Source organism: Paenibacillus sp. FSL M7-0656 (genome assembly GCF_038003225.1).
Classification (GTDB): Bacteria; Bacillota; Bacilli; order Paenibacillales; family Paenibacillaceae; genus Paenibacillus; species Paenibacillus amylolyticus.
Map to the genome: position 1 here is coordinate 5,809,260 of NZ_JBBOOT010000001.1, position 16,473 is coordinate 5,825,732.

The following is a 16,473-nucleotide window of genomic DNA, read 5'->3' on the forward strand; positions in this document are numbered from 1 at the left end:
CGCCGCTTCCGCTGTGTTGCAGCCTTGCAGGCAGCGGGAAATGAACCGACAGAAGACAGCCTGAAGCTTGAGAAGGCGATTATTTGTAATCGACCTGAGCAGGCCCCAGGATGGGAGAGCATGGATGAAAATATTAGGTTTGGACTATGGGGACCGAAGAATCGGAGTTGCCGCGAGTGACGCCTTCGGTTGGACTGCCCAGGGATTGGAAGTGCTAGAACGCCGCCGTGATGAAGGCGAGTTCGCTCGGATTGCCGAACTTGTGCGTGAGCATGAGATTAGTGAGATCGTAGTCGGACTTCCCAAAAACATGAACGGCACCGTAGGACCGCGCGGTGAGATATGCATTGCTTTTGCCGATCGCCTGCGGGATGAACTGAATTTACCTGTTCACCTTTGGGATGAACGGCTGACAACCATGGCAGCAGAACGTACGCTGATTGAAGCGGATGTCAGTCGGAAAAAACGCAAACAGGTTGTGGACAAAATGGCCGCAAGCTTGATTTTGCAAAATTATTTGGATGCCAATAGTAGAAGGTGAGGGGGATCAACAATGGCTGAAGATCAACTGGGTATGGAAGAAGAAGCGGAAATTATTTACATTGCGGATGACGAGGGTAATGAAGAGGAATTCGAAGTCATTATGAAGTTTGAAGTAGATGGTTCGGAGGCCAAGTACATGATGGTTGCTCCGGTTGAACCTGAAGATGGCGAAACGGATGTATATGCATTCCGTTATGAAGAAGAGGGCGACGATATTAAACTTTTCGTCATCCAAGATGATGCCGAATGGGATATCGTTGAGGAGACGTTTAATACATTTCTTGCTGAAGATGAAGAGGAAGCGAACTAAATGACGGAATATAGCCGCAAAGACCTGAAATGGACAGATTCACTGCGTCTGGCATTCGGTGCTCATGTTGAGCTCGAAGAAGAGAACGGTAAATCACAACCGTATGACTTGTTGGCTGAGTTCGAAGTGAACGGTCAACAGTACGCGGTGCTCCGCAGTTCGTTGCGACCTTATGACGAGGTTGAACTTCTGCGGGTATCACCTGGAAGTGAAGACCAGATCATGCCAGAGTTAGTTACGATCGACGATGACGATGAGTGGGAGAACATCTCGGAACTGTATGATGAGTGTACACTCCCCATTGACGAAGATTAAATCAGCTTCAAATTGAAGAAACCGGGAGGGCGGAGAAGTCCGCTCTTTTTGGTTGTGTAAAGGAGTTGTTTCTTTTTTGAAAGGGAAAGCAATTGTAGTCATACTGCTTATCATTGTAGTTCTTGCCGGAGGCGCAGGCGGTTACGTATGGAGTATGATGCGTCCTGTGGAAGCTTCTACAGAACCGGTCGTATTCGAGATTAAGAGCGGATCGGGAACTTCGAAAATCGCGGATCAGCTTCAAGAAGAAGGCCTCATTCGAAGTGGGTTAACCTTCAAAGGGTATTTAAAGTGGAAGAAACTAGGTTCTAATTTCATGGCGGGTACATATTCAATGAATCCTGGCGTGACATATGATGAGATTGTTAGCAAGCTGAGTAGTGGCGAAGTTGTACCGGAAGAAATGGTGAAATTTACGATTCCGGAGGGTTATAACGTTCTGCAAATGGCGGGTAAGCTTTCTTATGAGCATGTCGTAGATCGGGATGAATTCATCAAGCTGGCCAATGATCCTTCGGCCTTTGATGTAGATATCATCAAAGATATTCCAGTGGATGAAGAACTTCGCTACGTATTGGAAGGGTATCTATTCCCGGAGACGTATGAGCTGAAAAAGGGAAGTTCCACGCATGATGTGATGCAACGGATGCTGGAAGAATTCCAGACCAAGATTAATTCCATTCCTGATTTGGAAGCCAAGCTCCAGGAAAAGAACCTTTCCCTGCATGAACTGCTGACGATCGCGTCACTCGTGGAGAAAGAAGTTGTAGTGGACGAGGAACGTGCTCTGGTTGCAGGTGTAATCTACAATCGGATCAATCAGGATATGAAGCTGGAGATTGATGCTACCGTGCAATATCTGCTCGACAGACCGAAGGAACGATTGTTTTTCAAGGATCTAAAGGTGAAAAGTCCCTATAATACGTATCTGAACAAAGGCTTGCCACCAGGTCCAATTGCCAGTCCAAGTCTTCCGTCCATTGAGGCAGCGCTAAATCCGGAAGCTTCGGAGTATCTGTTCTATGTGACAAAAAAGGATGGCTCGTCTGGACATCTATTTGCCAAAACGTATAAGGAACACCAGCAAAATATAGCCAAAAGTAAGGCTGCGCAATAAGCGGAGGGGATTATATGAGTAAGAAACATGAACTGCTCGTTACAGCAGCGAATGTGAAAGAGGCAGAAGTGCTTCTCCAGGCTGGAGCAGATGCTCTGGTCATTGGAGATGATCGATTCGGCATGCGTCTTCCAGGCAGCTTTAGCGTGGAAGAGACAGCAGAGGTGGTTGCCATTGCAGCCAAACATCAGGCGCGTGTGTATGTATCCATGACTAATCTGATGTCCAACGAACTGTTGAAAGAATTGCCTGAATATGTTCAAGCACTTGGCAGAATCGGTATTGATGGTGTGGAGTTTAATGATCCATCCGTGCTGGCTACCATGAAGGAATACGCTCCACATGTGAAGCTGCACTGGAATGCGGAGATGACTTCAACGAACTATGCGACGGCCAACTATTGGGGAACCAAGGGAGCGAGTCGCGTTGTACTTGCCCGAGAGCTGAATATGGACGAGTTGACGGAAATGGTTCCTTTTTTGAAGGTGGAAGCTCAGGTTCAGGTGCATGGCATGACGAATATTTATCATTCCAAGCGCAGTCTGGTACAAAGTTACATGGCTCATCAAGGGCGGCCGGTTGAGGGACATCTGGGGAAAGAGCGGGGATTGTTCCTGATCGAGGCTGAACGTCGGGATGAGAAATTCCCGATCTACGAGGATATTAACGGTACACACATTATGAGCTCAGAGGATATATGTATCCTCGAAGATCTTCATCTGTTGATGGAGGCGGGTGTGCACAGTTTCAAAATTGAAGGTATGTTAAAGTCGCTCACCTACAATGAAGCTGTTGTACGTGCATATCGGACAGCGATTGACAGTTATATAGCCGATGCTGATGGATATGCGTTCTCTGAAGAGTGGCTCGCTGAGGTGCGGAAGTTACAGGACCCTGAACGTGAATTGTCGTTTGGATTTTTCTATAAAGAACAAGTGTATTAATAGACGAGGTGAACAGAATGGAAACAGTGGCGGTACAGCGGAAGTTTTCGGGTAAACGTAACCGTCTGGACAAACCGGAGCTGCTAGCTCCGGCGGGTAATCTGGAAAAACTGAAATTTGCGATCCATTACGGTGCAGATGCCGTATATATCGGTGGACAAGCCTATGGACTGCGCTCCAATGCGGATAACTTCAGCTTTGAAGAGATGCGTGAAGGTGTGGAGTTTGCCAAAAAGTATGGAGCCAAGGTGTTCGTAGCGACAAACATCTATGCACATAATGAGGATGTTGAGGGTATCGAAACGTACCTGCAAAACCTCTATAATGCGGGAATCTCTGCGATCATCGTAGCTGATCCGGCTATTATTGAAGTAGCCCTTCGTGCTGTGCCAGGCCTTGAGGTACATCTAAGTACTCAACAATCCACACTCAACTGGCAAGCCGTGAAGTTCTGGAAAGATGAAGGACTTCCACGTGTTGTTCTCGGACGTGAGACCAGCTTTGAAGAGATTGAAGAGATCAAGGCCAATGTGGATATCGAAATTGAAGCCTTTATTCACGGGGCGATGTGTTCCTCGTATTCCGGACGTTGTGTGCTCTCCAATCACTTTACGGATCGGGACTCCAACCGGGGCGGCTGTTGCCAATCTTGTCGCTGGAAGTATGATCTGTTTGAGGATGCGAGAGAAGATACGGTGTGGGTCAGCGAAGAGGACATGCAGATGAAGGCACCTGCACCATTCAAACTGGGTGAGAACCAGCTTCCCCTGTTCGAGGAACAGGATAATTCATTCTCCATGGGATCTAAGGATCTGTGCATGATTGGCCATATTCCCGAGTTGATTGATGTGGGTGTGGACAGTTTCAAGATCGAAGGACGTATGAAATCGATTCACTACGTGGCAACCGTGGTTAACGTATACCGTCAAGCCATTGACGCCTATATGGCAGACCCGGAAAATTATGTTCTGAAACCTGAATGGGTTGAAGAAATGAACAAAGCGGCCAATCGCCCGCTGAATACCGGATTTTTCTATGATACACCAGACCATGAAGATCATATCTATGAACCGGAAGAAAAGGCTGTACCTTTTGACTTCGCTGGATTGGTCATGGGGTATGATGCTGAAACAGGAATGGCAACCATTCAACAGCGCAATCACTTCAAACCAGGACAGGAAATTGAATTTTTCGGCCCGGGAGGTCACTTTTTCAAACAGGTCGTCGGTGAAATACAGGATGAAGAAGGCAATGTTCTAGATGCTGCTCGTCACCCGCTGCAACTGATTAAAATGAAGGTAGATCAACCGGTTTCGTACTTCGATATGATGAGAAAAAAGAAGTAGGCTCAAATACCTACAATGTGTCAATATTGTATTATGATTTAACAAAATAGTGTTATGAAATTTACATGGGGACCTCCGTTTATCGGCAGATGGGGGTCTTTTTTTTATAGAAAAATAGGAATAAAGTTGTAAAATATTTCTGGGAAGTGAAAGGGGAACGAAGAAAGCTGTCGAATACTACATATTTATAGGGGAGAGAAAGAAAAATCTAACAAGTAAATTACTGGCAGGTGAATGGGATTGGTTCAAAAGAAGCAGGAAGACAGTGGGGAGCAAGTGACAAAAGCCGAGCAGGTTAATCCTGAGAAGGTTCAGAAAGTGAAGAAAGAAAAAGTAGTCAAAAGCAAAACAACAGGTAGTGGCAAAAAAATGTTTAAGATTGACCGCAGCAAGCTCAACCTGGGCTGGATCAAGAATGATTGGGTGAAGAAACAATTTAAAAACCGGGATTGGAAAAACATTGGAGGTTCCTCTTTCCAACAGATTAAGAAGGCAAATCCGGTTAAATCCGTAGGGGTTAAACTGTTCTTGATCTTTTTTGCGGGGATTATGATTTTTGTAGTGAGTTTAGGTCTATTATCCTATTCGAAGGCCAAAGGTACGATAGAGAAAAATGCCTCGCGTGCCAATCAGGAGACCATTGATCAGACCAAACAAAAAATGGACATCATTTTGGAGAGGTTTGTCGATACATCCACACAGATTTTCTTTGATCCGGAAATGCAGTCCTTGCTACAAAAAATGTCAGATACGAATTTGACTGCGTATGATACATTCGTGAACTCAAGTTCAATCAACAAGCAACTGTCCAATGTTGCATTTACAAATAAATCTATGGAAGCGATTTATTTGGTACCTACGGACGATACAAAGTCCATTATGGGTACCGGCAGCAACAGTTCATCCATGGGCAGCATTCGCCAGGAAGCATGGTACAGTGAGTTAATTGAAGCGGGCGGTTATCGCTGGCTTCCAACAGAGGTCAAAGAAGGTGGCTCAACGCCAACGTTTAAAATTGCACGTTCCATGAAAAACTTGCAGGGGACTACTCAGTCGTATGTTCTGGTTATTGAACTGAAACTGGAAGTTTTGGAGGAACAATTGAAATCGCTTGATCTGGGGCCAGGAGCTATTCTTCAACTAATTGCTCCGGATAATAAAGTGGTTGCATCTTCCATCTCGGATCGTACAGGACAAGATACAGAGCTTGCATTTGTCAAAGAGTTGACCGAACCAGCAGGTAGTACGAATACGGAGTATACGGTAGATGGCAAATCTACGGAAATGCTGGCTGTATACAGTACGATGGATACATCCAAGTGGAAACTGGTTGGTATGATACCTACCTCTGTTTTGGTTCAGGACGCAAAAGGCATTTTGACTCTGACCCTGTGGATGGCGCTGATTGATGCGGGGATTGCAGTATTGATTGGGATCTGGATGGTGCGTATGATCGCTCGTCCACTTGGCAAATTGAAAGACCTGATGCAGGAAGGCGCGAAGGGTAATCTTAAAGTTCGTACACCATATAGCTCTCAGGATGAAATTGGTCAGCTCTCGACTGCCTTCAATCTGATGATGGAGCAGATCACTAAGCTGGTTGAACAAACCAATCGTTCTGCGCAGGAAGTATTGGATACGGCCTCTGAGCTGAGCAGTGCATCCAAGAAAACGGCTGTGTCTGCTTCGGAGATTGCCGTAGCTACAGAAGAGATCGCAGGCGGTGCAGGCAGTTTGGCAACCGAAGCGGAACGTGGCAATGAATTAACTGACAATATCTCTCGTCAGATGCAGAGTGTAATCGCTGCTAATGAACAGATGGGTGATTCTGCTCGTCATGTAGAGAAGTCCAGTCAGACAGGAACACAACATCTGAATCAGTTGATGACCAAAACCCAGAAGACAGAAGAAATGATTGGTGCACTGGTGAATAAGGTTGATTCGCTGAAAGAGAGTACGTCTTCTGTTCTGAAAGTGCTTGAAGTGCTGCAAAACATAACGAAACAGACAAATATCCTTTCCCTGAATGCAACCATTGAAGCAGCACGTGCCGGTGCAGCCGGACGCGGATTCATGGTGGTGGCTGATGAGGTTCGTCAGCTCGCGGCTCAATCCAGACAATCCATTGAGATGGTTGGAGAGATTACAGACAAAATCATGACTGAAATGAATGAGACCGTTGATGCTTTGTCGGCAGCTTATCCGTTATTCAAGGAACAGATGGATGCGGTTAAAGATACCAACGTCATCTTTGCTTCCGTACAGGAACAGATGGGTGCATTTGTGGAACGTCTGGGCATGGTGACAGGTTCTATTGGAGATTTGAACAAATCTCAAGGTACGTTGTCTGAAGCCATGAGCAATGTCAGCGCTGTAGCTGAAGAATCTTCTGCAACGTCCCAAGAAGTAGCTTCCTTGAGCAGTGAACAGCAAAATATCAGTAACCAGCTGGTCAATCTGTCTGGCAAACTGGAGAATGTGTCCACTGAACTGAAAGAAACCTTGTCACGCTTTACGGTGTAACAAGCCAAGGTTGAAATGAGGAGAACCTGTCCCGCACATGGGACAGGTTTTCTTTTTGTTTACCGGATAATTCCAAGTCATATCAGCAATAATATGTCAAAACGACAAAAGGTGAGATTGGGATGCATCTCCTTGCGAAACGGCGAATCTATATAACTTGTATTCTTCTAACTCTTGTCTTTGGATTGCTTATATTACGATTGGGATGGGTTCAGATCGTTCAGGTGAATCAGACGATGCCTGGATTTCACCGAACGGTACGTGAAATGTCTGTATTGCAGCGTGAACGCGGGGTGATGCTTGACCCGGGGCGGGGGCAATTTACAGATTACAAGGGTGAGGCATTGACCGGTAAGCTGCAATGGGGACTGGTTCTTTTTCCACAGGCAAGTCCATTACAGACATTACGCAAGGATGGGGCATTAGAAGGCTCCGAGATGGTACAGTTGGCAGCTATATTACATACCGATCCGGATCAATTGAAGAAGGAATGGAATCAGGAAAGTATACCTCATTTCTGGACAGCAGGTACACATCAGCCTGTTCATTTGAACGTTGCTCAGGTGGAGCGTCTACGCAGTTTGCACCTGCAAGGAGCTGGCATCTATCCGATGATGACAAGGTACCTTCAGGGGCATACAGGAATGCAGTGGATGGGTTATCTGGCTGAACATCCTGAGTCCTCCAAAGTTCTAACAGGGCATCAGGATGAAATAAAACAGCCATTTGCCATGAAATCAGGGGCAGCTGGACTGGAAAGGACACTTGAACCGCTGTTAAGGGGAATTGGCCCTACGCTTGTATCACGCATGGTCTCGGGTGGTGGGGAGATTATCCCTGGTATTCAGCCGCACGTCATTGCACCAGCCAATAGCCATTATCCTTTACGTGTGGAAACCACTGTGGATGCTGAGTTACAGCGTGGGTTGGAGGAGTTGACGCAAGAATCTGGATTACAAGAAGGGGCCATTGTTGTGTTAGATGCCGCTAACGCAGATGTTCGCGCCATGATCTCCCGTCCTTTCTATCAGCCACAACATGTGGACCCTAAAGAATCGGCCTGGGGGAATCGTGCAGTACAGGGAGCCGTACCGGGTTCCATTTTCAAAATTGTCACTGCGGCTGCTGCTTTGGAGTATCATGCGGTTTCTAACGGAGAAGAATTCCATTGTGGTGGTGAGTACGGAAGATATGGGTTGTCTTGCTGGAAGGAGCATGGTCATGGAGACTTGAATCTGGAGCAAGGATTCGCTGAGTCTTGCAACATCGTATTCGCAGAAACGGCGCGCAGGCTGAGTATGGAACAACTGGAGAACACGGCTGATCGTCTGGGACTCGCGCGTCCGATTGGCTGGGAAGGGAAGCAGATGGCAGGAATGCCTGTGTTACGACACTTTGATCATGAGGATCACGGGCGTGTGAGAACAGAGGCTGTTTCGTCTGCTGATGAAGGTGCAAAAATACAGACAGCAATTGGTCAGCGAGATGTCTTGGTCACACCGCTGCAAGCTGCCAATCTGATCGTTACACTGTTACATGATGGAAAGGTTAGTGCCCCACGTCTCGTTAAGCGCATCCGATATGCGGATGGTGGCACCATGCTGGAAATGCCCTTGCATGATTCACCTTCAGCATCAGGACAGATTGCTCCCGCAACAGCGCATAAACTGTTATCCTGGATGAATAAGGTAGTTCGTGAGGGAACAGGAAAATCCCTGCAGCGTGCGCGGTGGCATGTTGCAGGGAAGTCAGGTACAGCTCAGGTACAGAAACATGGAGAGAAGCGCAACAATCAATGGTTCATTGGTTATGGACCGGTAGAACAACCCCAATATGCTGTAGCTGTTCTTGTCCAAAATGTCTCTCCTGACAGCCAACATCAGGCGACGGCTCTCTTTAGGAAGGTGATGGACTATTTGGCGGAGTCCTCATGATCCTTCGCAGGAATGGGACGTTGTACAGTAGACTCGGCAGAATTCGCTGAAGACTTACTAACGGGTGGGTCCATGACCAATGGAGAGGATTCAAATTCATCTTTTGGCAGGTGAATCCACTTTTGCAGGTATCCTTGTTGTAACAGTTCTTTCAGAAGGATCAGAAGCACTGGAGATAACACTACACCAGCCAGGCCAAAGATCGAAAGGGAGATCAGCATAAACGAAAGCATCAAGTACGCCGAGGATACACCAATCGAGTTACCCGATATTTTTGGTTCCAGCAACTGCCGTGTCAGCATCGTTACTGCCAGAATCACAATCAGGCCAATCGCCAGGCTACTATTACCAATAATGAATAAGTAGACGATCCATGGAATAAATACAACAGGAACGCCAAGCAAGGGTACCAGATCAAAAACCGCACAGACTGCTGCAATGGTAAAGGCGTTAGAGGTTCCCAAAATCAACAAACCTGCATAAATCAATACAAACGTAATGAGCATCATGATCATCTGTGCCTTCAGATACGAGCGGATTGTCTTGAACACGTGATTACGCATGAATTCAATAGCTAACTTTAATGTTTTGGGCGTTTTCGCACGGGCGAACTTGCGCCAGGATTCAATCTCGATACTGAGGAAAAATGCCAGAATAATCGCAATTCCGAAGTTCGTAATAAACGAAGAGAATGAACTGAGGAAACCTACGACGAATTGCGCTCCGCTAGTTACCCATTTGGACAGGAACCCGGTCAGTGTTGCAAAATAATCATTCGCTTTTTCCATAACTCCATCAGGGAGAGCGTCTGACTTGTCCTGAATGAATAACACCAGATTGGTGAATTCACGTTGTATCATTTCAATGTATACGGGAAAATTATCTTGAAGATTGGAAATTTGTGAAATGATAATCAAGCCTACCCCAAAAAAGGCAGCGACAATCAATGCAAGAAACAACAAGACGGAGATGGCGGCTCCAAGTGTCTTGGGCAATCCTTTGCGATGTAAAAATTTGGCCAGCGGTTCAATCATCCAATACACAATGAATGATAGAAAGACCGGTGCAGCCACATGGTATAATTGACTGAAACTGTACATGATCACATACACGGTTAATACGAGCAATGCGATGTCAAAGACAGTTCGCCCGTATTTTTTGTAAAGCGGTAGCATGGACATGGCTCCTTTGATGGCAATAATTAGATTGTATTTATTGTACACGATAGCTATCTTTTTGGGAAAACAGGATTCAAGAAAAGTCTGAGCTATGATAAAATTAAAGGCAGTTTATTTTAGATAGTGCCATAGTGCACCGTAATTCAGCAGGAGAAGTGGGGAGCTCGCAACATGACAACGATACTTCATAGTATTTTACTGTGGTTATTGTATCTTTCATCTTTTTACGCCTTTATTCCAAGTTTGATCAGCAGGCTTTTTGGTTTTCGTGTATTTCGACGGGGAAGAAGTGATACACAATTTGCATTAACGTTTGACGATGGGCCAGATCCACATTATACGCCAAGACTGCTCGATCTGCTTCGTCAGCATCAAGCAAAAGCCACATTTTTTGTCGTTGGAGAACATGCAGCGAGTCATCCTGAACTCATACAGCGCATACATGAGGAAGGTCATCTTATTGGCATTCATAATTATATTCACAAGACGAACTGGCTCATGCGGCCACGTACCGTTCGAGATCAGATTCAGCGAACAGGTCAGATTATTCATGAAGTAACCGGCGTGAAGACTTGTTATTATCGTCCACCGTGGGGGATTATGAATTTGTTTGATTTTTTCAGCAAGAAAGAACGAAAGATTGTACTGTGGTCTTCCATGTTTGAAGATTGGAGAAGCCGAGTAGGTGCCCAGAGATTGACTGAACGGATGCTGAAGGAACTGAGAGGCGGAGAGGTCATGCTGCTGCATGATCGAGGAACGACCCTTGGTGCTGATGCACACGCGCCGGAGCAGATGCTTCAGGCGCTGGAAGTCGTATTACAGGAAGCTGAACGGCTAGGCCTGCAAAGCGTACGCGTTGATACATTGATGGGAGGTATCATAGTGAGCGAATCTCAGAACAAAACGCAATTACAGACACCACTGAAGCTATGGAAACGAATCGTTGTTGCCCTATGGCTGGGCTGGGAGAAGTTGTTCCACTGGGTATATCATCTACGGACGGCTTCGCCAGAGGACCCAATGCTGCACTTCAGATCACGTGTATATCACGGAGCACGGGTGGAGATGAATGATGGCCATGTCATTCAAAATGGAGATCCGGTAATAGAACTACATTTTGACAATCAGAAGTTGTTTGAACTTGGAGTGACATCACGTTCCAGTATGCATTTGGCTATTCGCATGATTCGGACCATGGAACAGCAATTGCCGGATCTGGCACGGATGGTGGCACTCGAACCTGAGTTACGCTCTGCCAAGGCGATATACGGTGTGAGCATGATTAACAGAGGCCCAGAAAAATTCGGATTTACCATACAAGACTTGCCTCCTGGACCATTCAGTGCTGCATCCAAAGTATACTTGAAGCTGCTGTTAAGTGTAATCCACCCGGCAGGAACCAAACGTCTGAAACAGCGAACAGAACAACTGGTACCCAAGATTATTGCCATGCCGCTGGATTTACTGTTGGAACGTTACGGTCAACATACGATGCAGGTAGCAGCAACGGTAGAAGAATCCAGAGATGAATCGTTGTTAATTGAACAAGAGATACTGCCAGAGCGGAACTAAACGGACTGATTACACCAACCAGCAAAAGAAAAGGGTTGCCCTTCGCCAGATTTGGCAGAAGAGCAACCCTTTATTTATTAGTGAATTAGATACTCAGTACGCCACCGTTGCTTGCATTGGTAACCAGTTTGGAATAACGAGCCAGGTAACCGGTTTTTACTTTCGGTTCAAAGCCTTTCCAACCTGCGCGACGACGTTCAAACTCTTCGTCACTGATGTGCAATTCGATGATACGGTTGTTCAGATCCAGCTCGATGATGTCTCCTTCTTCAACAAAGGCGATTGGACCACCCTCAGCTGCTTCCGGAGAGATATGTCCGATACTGATTCCGCGGGATGCGCCAGAGAAGCGTCCATCGGTGATCAGACCAACTTTGGCACCCAATCCCATACCTACGATCTGGGAAGTAGGAGCCAGCATCTCAGGCATACCTGGTCCGCCTTTTGGTCCTTCATAACGGATAACAACAACATGTCCTTCTTTTACTTTGCCGTTAGCAATACCTTCGAGCGCTTGCTCCTGTGAGTCAAAGCAGATGGCAGGACCTTTGTGGTATCCGCCAACCGAAGCATCAACTGCACCAACTTTGATGATTGCGCCTTGTGGTGCAAGGTTACCAAACAATACAGCCAGGCCGCCTTTTTCGGAATGCGGGTTATCCAGGTGATGAATGACATTTGTATCCTGAATTTCTTTTCCTTCAACGTTCTCACGGATCGTTTTACCTGTTACCGTAATGCAGTCTCCATGAATTGCGCCTGGTTTCTTGAGTAATTCGTTCAGCACTGCGCTTACGCCGCCTGCATTGTGAACGTCTTCGATGTGAAGATCGGAAGCAGGTGCAAGTTTCGCCAGATGCGGAACGCGGTTCGCTACTTCATTAATACGTTCGATTGGATACTCGATACCTGCTTCATGAGCCAGTGCCAGCGTGTGCAGTACTGTATTCGTAGATCCACCCATCGCCATATCCAGTGCAAACGCATTATCGATCGCTTCTACAGTTACGATATCACGTGGTTTCAAGTCCATTTTGATGAGTTCCATCAATTGGGTAGCGGATTGTTTAACAAACTCACGACGCTCAGGAGCAACGGCAAGGATGGTTCCGTTACCTGGCATAGCCAGTCCCATCGCTTCTGCCAGACAGTTCATGGAGTTTGCCGTAAACATACCGGAACATGATCCACATGTTGGACAGCCGAACTGTTCAAGTTCAAGCAAGCTCTTATCATCGATTTTACCTGCTTGGTAAGCACCTACACCTTCAAATACGGAAGTCAGGGAAAGAGCTTTACCATTGCTGTCACGACCAGCTTTCATTGGTCCACCACTTACGAACAGGGTAGGGATGTTTACGCGAAGCGCACCCATCATCATGCCTGGTGTAATTTTGTCACAGTTCGGGATACATACCATGCCGTCGAACCAGTGTGCAGATACAACGGTTTCCACGGAATCCGCGATAATGTCACGGCTTGGTAGCGAGTAACGCATACCAATGTGTCCCATGGCAATACCATCATCTACTCCGATGGTGTTGAATTCGAATGGAACGCCACCGGCTTCACGAATAGCATCCTTTACAATTTTACCGAATTCCTGAAGGTGGACGTGGCCGGGCACGATATCGATGTATGAGTTACATACGGCAATAAACGGCTTGCCGAAGTCCTCTTCTTTAACGCCCGCTGCGCGGAGCAAACTCCGGTGTGGTGCACGGTCAAAACCTTTTTTGATCATATCGGAACGCATCTTCTTGGCTGACATGGTGTATTCCCCCCAAATATATAATATTGAGCAACATGAATGGAAAAGTAAATGGCAGTGCATCTGTCGTTTAATTTCATCCGTACTCTAAAAAAAAGGACCGGCATGCCGGTGTCGAGCTCCCCGTAGTTTGTGAAATTCTTTGCTGCTTTAAACCCGTGAACACCCGGTTTTTCTATTGAGTCTATCACAACCGTCGTCATATTTCTACAATCAATAGAAAGAAGCCTCAAACCATTTTCATGGAATTAGACTTCTTGATTTACGGGAGAGCTATGATCATGTTTCGATGTGGCAAGCGGAATTCATTAGTTGCTTCCGCCTTTGCGTCCAATCTCACGATAGAATTCCTTATTATGAGTTTCGGAGGTTGCTTCGCCGCCCTTGCGACCAATCTGCTTGTAAAAGTCAGTGTCATGGGCATCTGAAGTCGCTTCGCCACCCTTTTTTCCAATCATCTGGTAGAAGCTTCGATCATGGTTCTTGGAAGTCGCTTTGCCACCTAATCTGCCAGCTTCCTCACGGCTCATCTTGTGTTCTGACGTCGATTGACGTGCCATTACAAATCACTCCTTACAACGATAAGTTGTTTTTTGTAGCGCGTATCCCTAATTTACCACCTTATTTCCAGCCTGAAACAACATACTAGGATAGAATTGATGGTGAAGAGGTCCGTCAGAGCATTAGGCCGACCGTTTAAACACCTCATGTCGATTGAAAGAAAAGCGGGATATATCCGGTTCAATTACGGGTTTGAACGTGTGACGTACAGCCGGCAGAGCCAGTGTGACTGCAAAGAGTACGGCAATGACCAGTATGACTGGAATATACGCCGAGCTTCCCATATAACTGTAGACTCCGGACCAGATCGCGAGACGAACGAGAAACCCATGCAGCAGGAACACATAGAGTGTGCGTCGTCCAAGGTCCGTCAGTCTGGAAGTCAAGGAAGGTACCCAAGCCAAGAACAGTGCTGCCGATGCGATTTCCAGCAAGTAGACACCCACCCGGAAGATGCCGGCATACCATTCGTGGTGACCCAGTTCGGCGTACGTCATGCTGCCGAGTAACCATCCGGATGAAATGTTCAAACCACCATACCCGATCCATACCAACAGTGCAGCAGAGAGGATGGCTGCGGTTTTTCGCCCCCAACCGGATAATAAATGTGAACGGATGGTTGCTCCATAGTCATAACCGATGACAAAAAACGGCAAAAATACAAACGTACGGCTGAAGCTGAGCCAGAACCCGTCGATGGGCAAATAGCCAGCAATTACACCGAGCGCAATCGATCCAATCAGCCGATATATCGGTTTCCAGGAAATCGTCAGACGAAGCAACAGTCGCCAACAGAAATGACTCGCGAGAAACCATAACAGCAAGTAAGGTGCAAAGAAGGATAGCCGCATATGGGGTGTGTGGAATACGGTAAAGTCCATCAATGCGTATAAGGACTGAAACAGTACATACTGTAGTGCAATCTGCTTCAGGACGTTTCGTCCAGATGCACCCTGGAGTGAGTGTATCGCAAAATACCCGGTTACCCATACAAAGAGTGGCATGTGAAACGTATATATCCACAGGAACAGAGCTTCCGCTCCTGCAAAACGTGTGATGAGTGGTTCAAGTGCATTACCAGCAAGGACACAGACGATAAGCATAAAGCGCAGATTGTAAAAGAAAGATTCCTGATCATCCCGGATCAGTGTCTGATTTTTCATGGTGTAGCCCCCTTATAGACCCTGTTTGCAAGGTCATTTGCATCTGTAATAAGGGTAATATGGATGTTCATTATCTATTGTGATTTAATTCACATTAGTAAGCGTTATCTTTTATCAAAGCTGTGACAACAAAATGAACGCAACGGGATTGACAACGGTTGCATAGAGGATGACAATAGAAAAAGAAGATGAGGGAATGTAACTATAAGGAGGGAAGAAATCATGTCAACGAGTCCCTATCCAAGCCCGGAAATTATTACGTTTGGGGAGAGTATGGGTTTGCTGACTGCCAAGGATACAAGAGGGCTGGAATATGCAGCCACACTGGACAAGTCTTTCGGGGGTGCTGAGAGCAATCTGGCTATTGGCGTATCCCGCCTGGGGCATACCAGTGGTTGGTTTGGACGCTTGGGCAATGATCCGATGGGCAGTATGATTCTGAAAGCCATTCGCGGTGAAGGCGTAGATGTATCCCGGGTAAGGTTGAGTGATCACGAGCCAACTGGTTTGATGATTCGTGAGAACGCTTCCGGGAAAGCCTCGGTGCATTATTATAGGAAGCTATCTGCTGCAAGTGCGATCACACCTGATGATCTGGATCCTGATTATATTGCCGGGGCGAAGATATTGCACGTTACGGGTATAACGGCAGCGATAAGCCCGTCCGGACTTGCTACGGTAGAGGCTGCCATACATATTGCCAAACAGGCAGGTGTGAAAGTAAGCTTTGATCCAAATTTGCGTCTCAAACTATGGTCTGCGGATGAGGCCCGTCCGGTTATACTGCGTTTAGCTGAACTGGCGGACTACTTTTTACCGGGTCTGGACGAGATGAAACTTCTATATAACGAAGAAAATGATCAAAAAGTACTTGAGCGTTTATCTGCCATGAATGCTGTGTGCATCGTGAAGGGTGGCCCTGATTTGACCTACGTATTGGCGAATGGTACCCTAACTGAAGTTCCGTACTTTAAGGCGGATAATGTTCTGGATACGGTAGGAGCAGGAGACGGATTCTGTGCGGGATTTTTATCGGGTTTATTAAAAGGATACTCCCCGCAGGAAGCAACCCGTCTCGGCAATTTGACCGGTTCCATGGTTATACAGGCTGTTGGCGATTGGGAGGCGCTCCCGACGTGGGGGCAGGTCGAGGCCAAGCTGAACAACGTTGCCCATGTTGAGCGTTAGTCGCT

The 16,473-nt window shown here is 46.6% G+C and carries 13 protein-coding genes and 1 pseudogene; 10 read left to right on the plus strand and 4 right to left on the minus strand.

Annotation, left to right across the window (positions count from 1 at the left end; genetic code table 11):
- Nucleotides 1–124: 124 nt before the first annotated feature.
- The 8 genes from ruvX to MHI01_RS25665 all read left to right on the plus strand — a co-directional run bounded on the left by ruvX (nucleotide 125) and on the right by MHI01_RS25665 (nucleotide 9,032).
- Nucleotides 125–541, plus strand: a complete 417-nt coding sequence (ruvX, locus tag MHI01_RS25630) for a Holliday junction resolvase RuvX (protein ID WP_036616953.1) — start codon at nucleotides 125–127, stop codon at nucleotides 539–541.
- A 12-nt stretch (nucleotides 542–553) separates the two neighbouring features.
- Nucleotides 554–853 (plus strand): DUF1292 domain-containing protein, encoded by a 300-nt coding sequence (locus MHI01_RS25635; protein WP_017686820.1) that lies wholly within the window; start codon nucleotides 554–556, stop codon nucleotides 851–853.
- Complete coding sequence (locus tag MHI01_RS25640) at nucleotides 854–1,168, plus strand: DUF1292 domain-containing protein (protein ID WP_047844066.1); 315 nt, start codon at nucleotides 854–856, stop codon at nucleotides 1,166–1,168.
- A 76-nt stretch (nucleotides 1,169–1,244) separates the two neighbouring features.
- The gene (mltG, locus tag MHI01_RS25645) at nucleotides 1,245–2,285 is read left to right on the plus strand and encodes an endolytic transglycosylase MltG (RefSeq protein ID WP_235193974.1); all 1,041 of its coding nucleotides are present in this window, start codon (nucleotides 1,245–1,247) and stop codon (nucleotides 2,283–2,285) included.
- A 14-nt stretch (nucleotides 2,286–2,299) separates the two neighbouring features.
- Nucleotides 2,300–3,229 (plus strand): peptidase U32 family protein, encoded by a 930-nt coding sequence (locus MHI01_RS25650; protein WP_340984378.1) that lies wholly within the window; start codon nucleotides 2,300–2,302, stop codon nucleotides 3,227–3,229.
- Between the two features lie 17 nt (nucleotides 3,230–3,246).
- The gene (locus MHI01_RS25655; protein WP_100529071.1) at nucleotides 3,247–4,575 is read left to right on the plus strand and encodes a peptidase U32 family protein; all 1,329 of its coding nucleotides are present in this window, start codon (nucleotides 3,247–3,249) and stop codon (nucleotides 4,573–4,575) included.
- A 234-nt stretch (nucleotides 4,576–4,809) separates the two neighbouring features.
- On the plus strand, nucleotides 4,810–7,098 hold the full coding sequence (locus tag MHI01_RS25660) for a methyl-accepting chemotaxis protein (RefSeq protein WP_340984379.1): 2,289 nt from the start codon (nucleotides 4,810–4,812) through the stop codon (nucleotides 7,096–7,098).
- Nucleotides 7,099–7,220: 122 nt separating this feature from the next.
- Nucleotides 7,221–9,032: a peptidoglycan D,D-transpeptidase FtsI family protein gene (locus tag MHI01_RS25665; RefSeq protein WP_340984380.1), complete on the plus strand. Its 1,812-nt coding sequence runs from the start codon at nucleotides 7,221–7,223 to the stop codon at nucleotides 9,030–9,032.
- Here MHI01_RS25665 and MHI01_RS25670 read toward each other — a convergent pair.
- Nucleotides 9,011–10,207 (minus strand): AI-2E family transporter, encoded by a 1,197-nt coding sequence (locus MHI01_RS25670; protein WP_340984381.1) that lies wholly within the window; start codon nucleotides 10,205–10,207, stop codon nucleotides 9,011–9,013. The two genes, MHI01_RS25665 and MHI01_RS25670, sit on opposite strands and share 22 nt — an antisense overlap.
- 174 nt (nucleotides 10,208–10,381) lie before the next feature.
- Here MHI01_RS25670 and MHI01_RS25675 point away from each other — a divergent pair, with 174 nt between their 5' ends.
- A complete protein-coding gene (locus MHI01_RS25675; protein ID WP_340984382.1) occupies nucleotides 10,382–11,785 on the plus strand; it encodes a polysaccharide deacetylase family protein in 1,404 nt (467 codons plus the stop codon).
- An 85-nt stretch (nucleotides 11,786–11,870) separates the two neighbouring features.
- Here the strand turns inward: MHI01_RS25675 and ilvD are convergent, their stop codons facing one another.
- The 3 genes and pseudogenes from ilvD to MHI01_RS25690 all read right to left on the minus strand — a co-directional run bounded on the left by ilvD (nucleotide 11,871) and on the right by MHI01_RS25690 (nucleotide 15,280).
- On the minus strand, nucleotides 11,871–13,556 hold the full coding sequence (ilvD, locus tag MHI01_RS25680) for a dihydroxy-acid dehydratase (RefSeq protein WP_036616973.1): 1,686 nt from the start codon (nucleotides 13,554–13,556) through the stop codon (nucleotides 11,871–11,873).
- A gap of 317 nt (nucleotides 13,557–13,873) precedes the next feature.
- Nucleotides 13,874–14,116: pseudogene (locus MHI01_RS25685) on the minus strand (KGG domain-containing protein); the annotation flags it as partial.
- 123 nt (nucleotides 14,117–14,239) lie between these two features.
- Nucleotides 14,240–15,280 (minus strand): acyltransferase family protein, encoded by a 1,041-nt coding sequence (locus MHI01_RS25690; RefSeq protein WP_340984383.1) that lies wholly within the window; start codon nucleotides 15,278–15,280, stop codon nucleotides 14,240–14,242.
- A 222-nt stretch (nucleotides 15,281–15,502) separates the two neighbouring features.
- Here MHI01_RS25690 and MHI01_RS25695 point away from each other — a divergent pair, with 222 nt between their 5' ends.
- Complete coding sequence (locus MHI01_RS25695; RefSeq protein ID WP_339284000.1) at nucleotides 15,503–16,468, plus strand: sugar kinase; 966 nt, start codon at nucleotides 15,503–15,505, stop codon at nucleotides 16,466–16,468.
- Nucleotides 16,469–16,473 lie beyond the last annotated feature (5 nt).

What these genes read in the sequence shown, in the direction of transcription:
- ruvX (WP_036616953.1), top strand. Translation starts at nt 125, where the DNA reads ATGAAAATATTAGGTTTGGACTATGGGGACCGAAGAATCGGAGTTGCC.
- MHI01_RS25650 (WP_340984378.1), top strand. Translation starts at nt 2,300, where the DNA reads ATGAGTAAGAAACATGAACTGCTCGTTACAGCAGCGAATGTGAAAGAG.
- MHI01_RS25640 (WP_047844066.1), top strand. Translation starts at nt 854, where the DNA reads ATGACGGAATATAGCCGCAAAGACCTGAAATGGACAGATTCACTGCGT.
- MHI01_RS25655 (WP_100529071.1), top strand. Translation starts at nt 3,247, where the DNA reads ATGGAAACAGTGGCGGTACAGCGGAAGTTTTCGGGTAAACGTAACCGT.
- MHI01_RS25675 (WP_340984382.1), top strand. Translation starts at nt 10,382, where the DNA reads ATGACAACGATACTTCATAGTATTTTACTGTGGTTATTGTATCTTTCA.
- MHI01_RS25635 (WP_017686820.1), top strand. Translation starts at nt 554, where the DNA reads ATGGCTGAAGATCAACTGGGTATGGAAGAAGAAGCGGAAATTATTTAC.
- MHI01_RS25660 (WP_340984379.1), top strand. Translation starts at nt 4,810, where the DNA reads ATGGGATTGGTTCAAAAGAAGCAGGAAGACAGTGGGGAGCAAGTGACA.
- MHI01_RS25670 (WP_340984381.1), bottom strand. Translation starts at nt 10,207, where the DNA reads ATGCTACCGCTTTACAAAAAATACGGGCGAACTGTCTTTGACATCGCA.
- MHI01_RS25665 (WP_340984380.1), top strand. Translation starts at nt 7,221, where the DNA reads ATGCATCTCCTTGCGAAACGGCGAATCTATATAACTTGTATTCTTCTA.
- MHI01_RS25690 (WP_340984383.1), bottom strand. Translation starts at nt 15,280, where the DNA reads ATGAAAAATCAGACACTGATCCGGGATGATCAGGAATCTTTCTTTTAC.
- MHI01_RS25695 (WP_339284000.1), top strand. Translation starts at nt 15,503, where the DNA reads ATGTCAACGAGTCCCTATCCAAGCCCGGAAATTATTACGTTTGGGGAG.
- ilvD (WP_036616973.1), bottom strand. Translation starts at nt 13,556, where the DNA reads ATGTCAGCCAAGAAGATGCGTTCCGATATGATCAAAAAAGGTTTTGAC.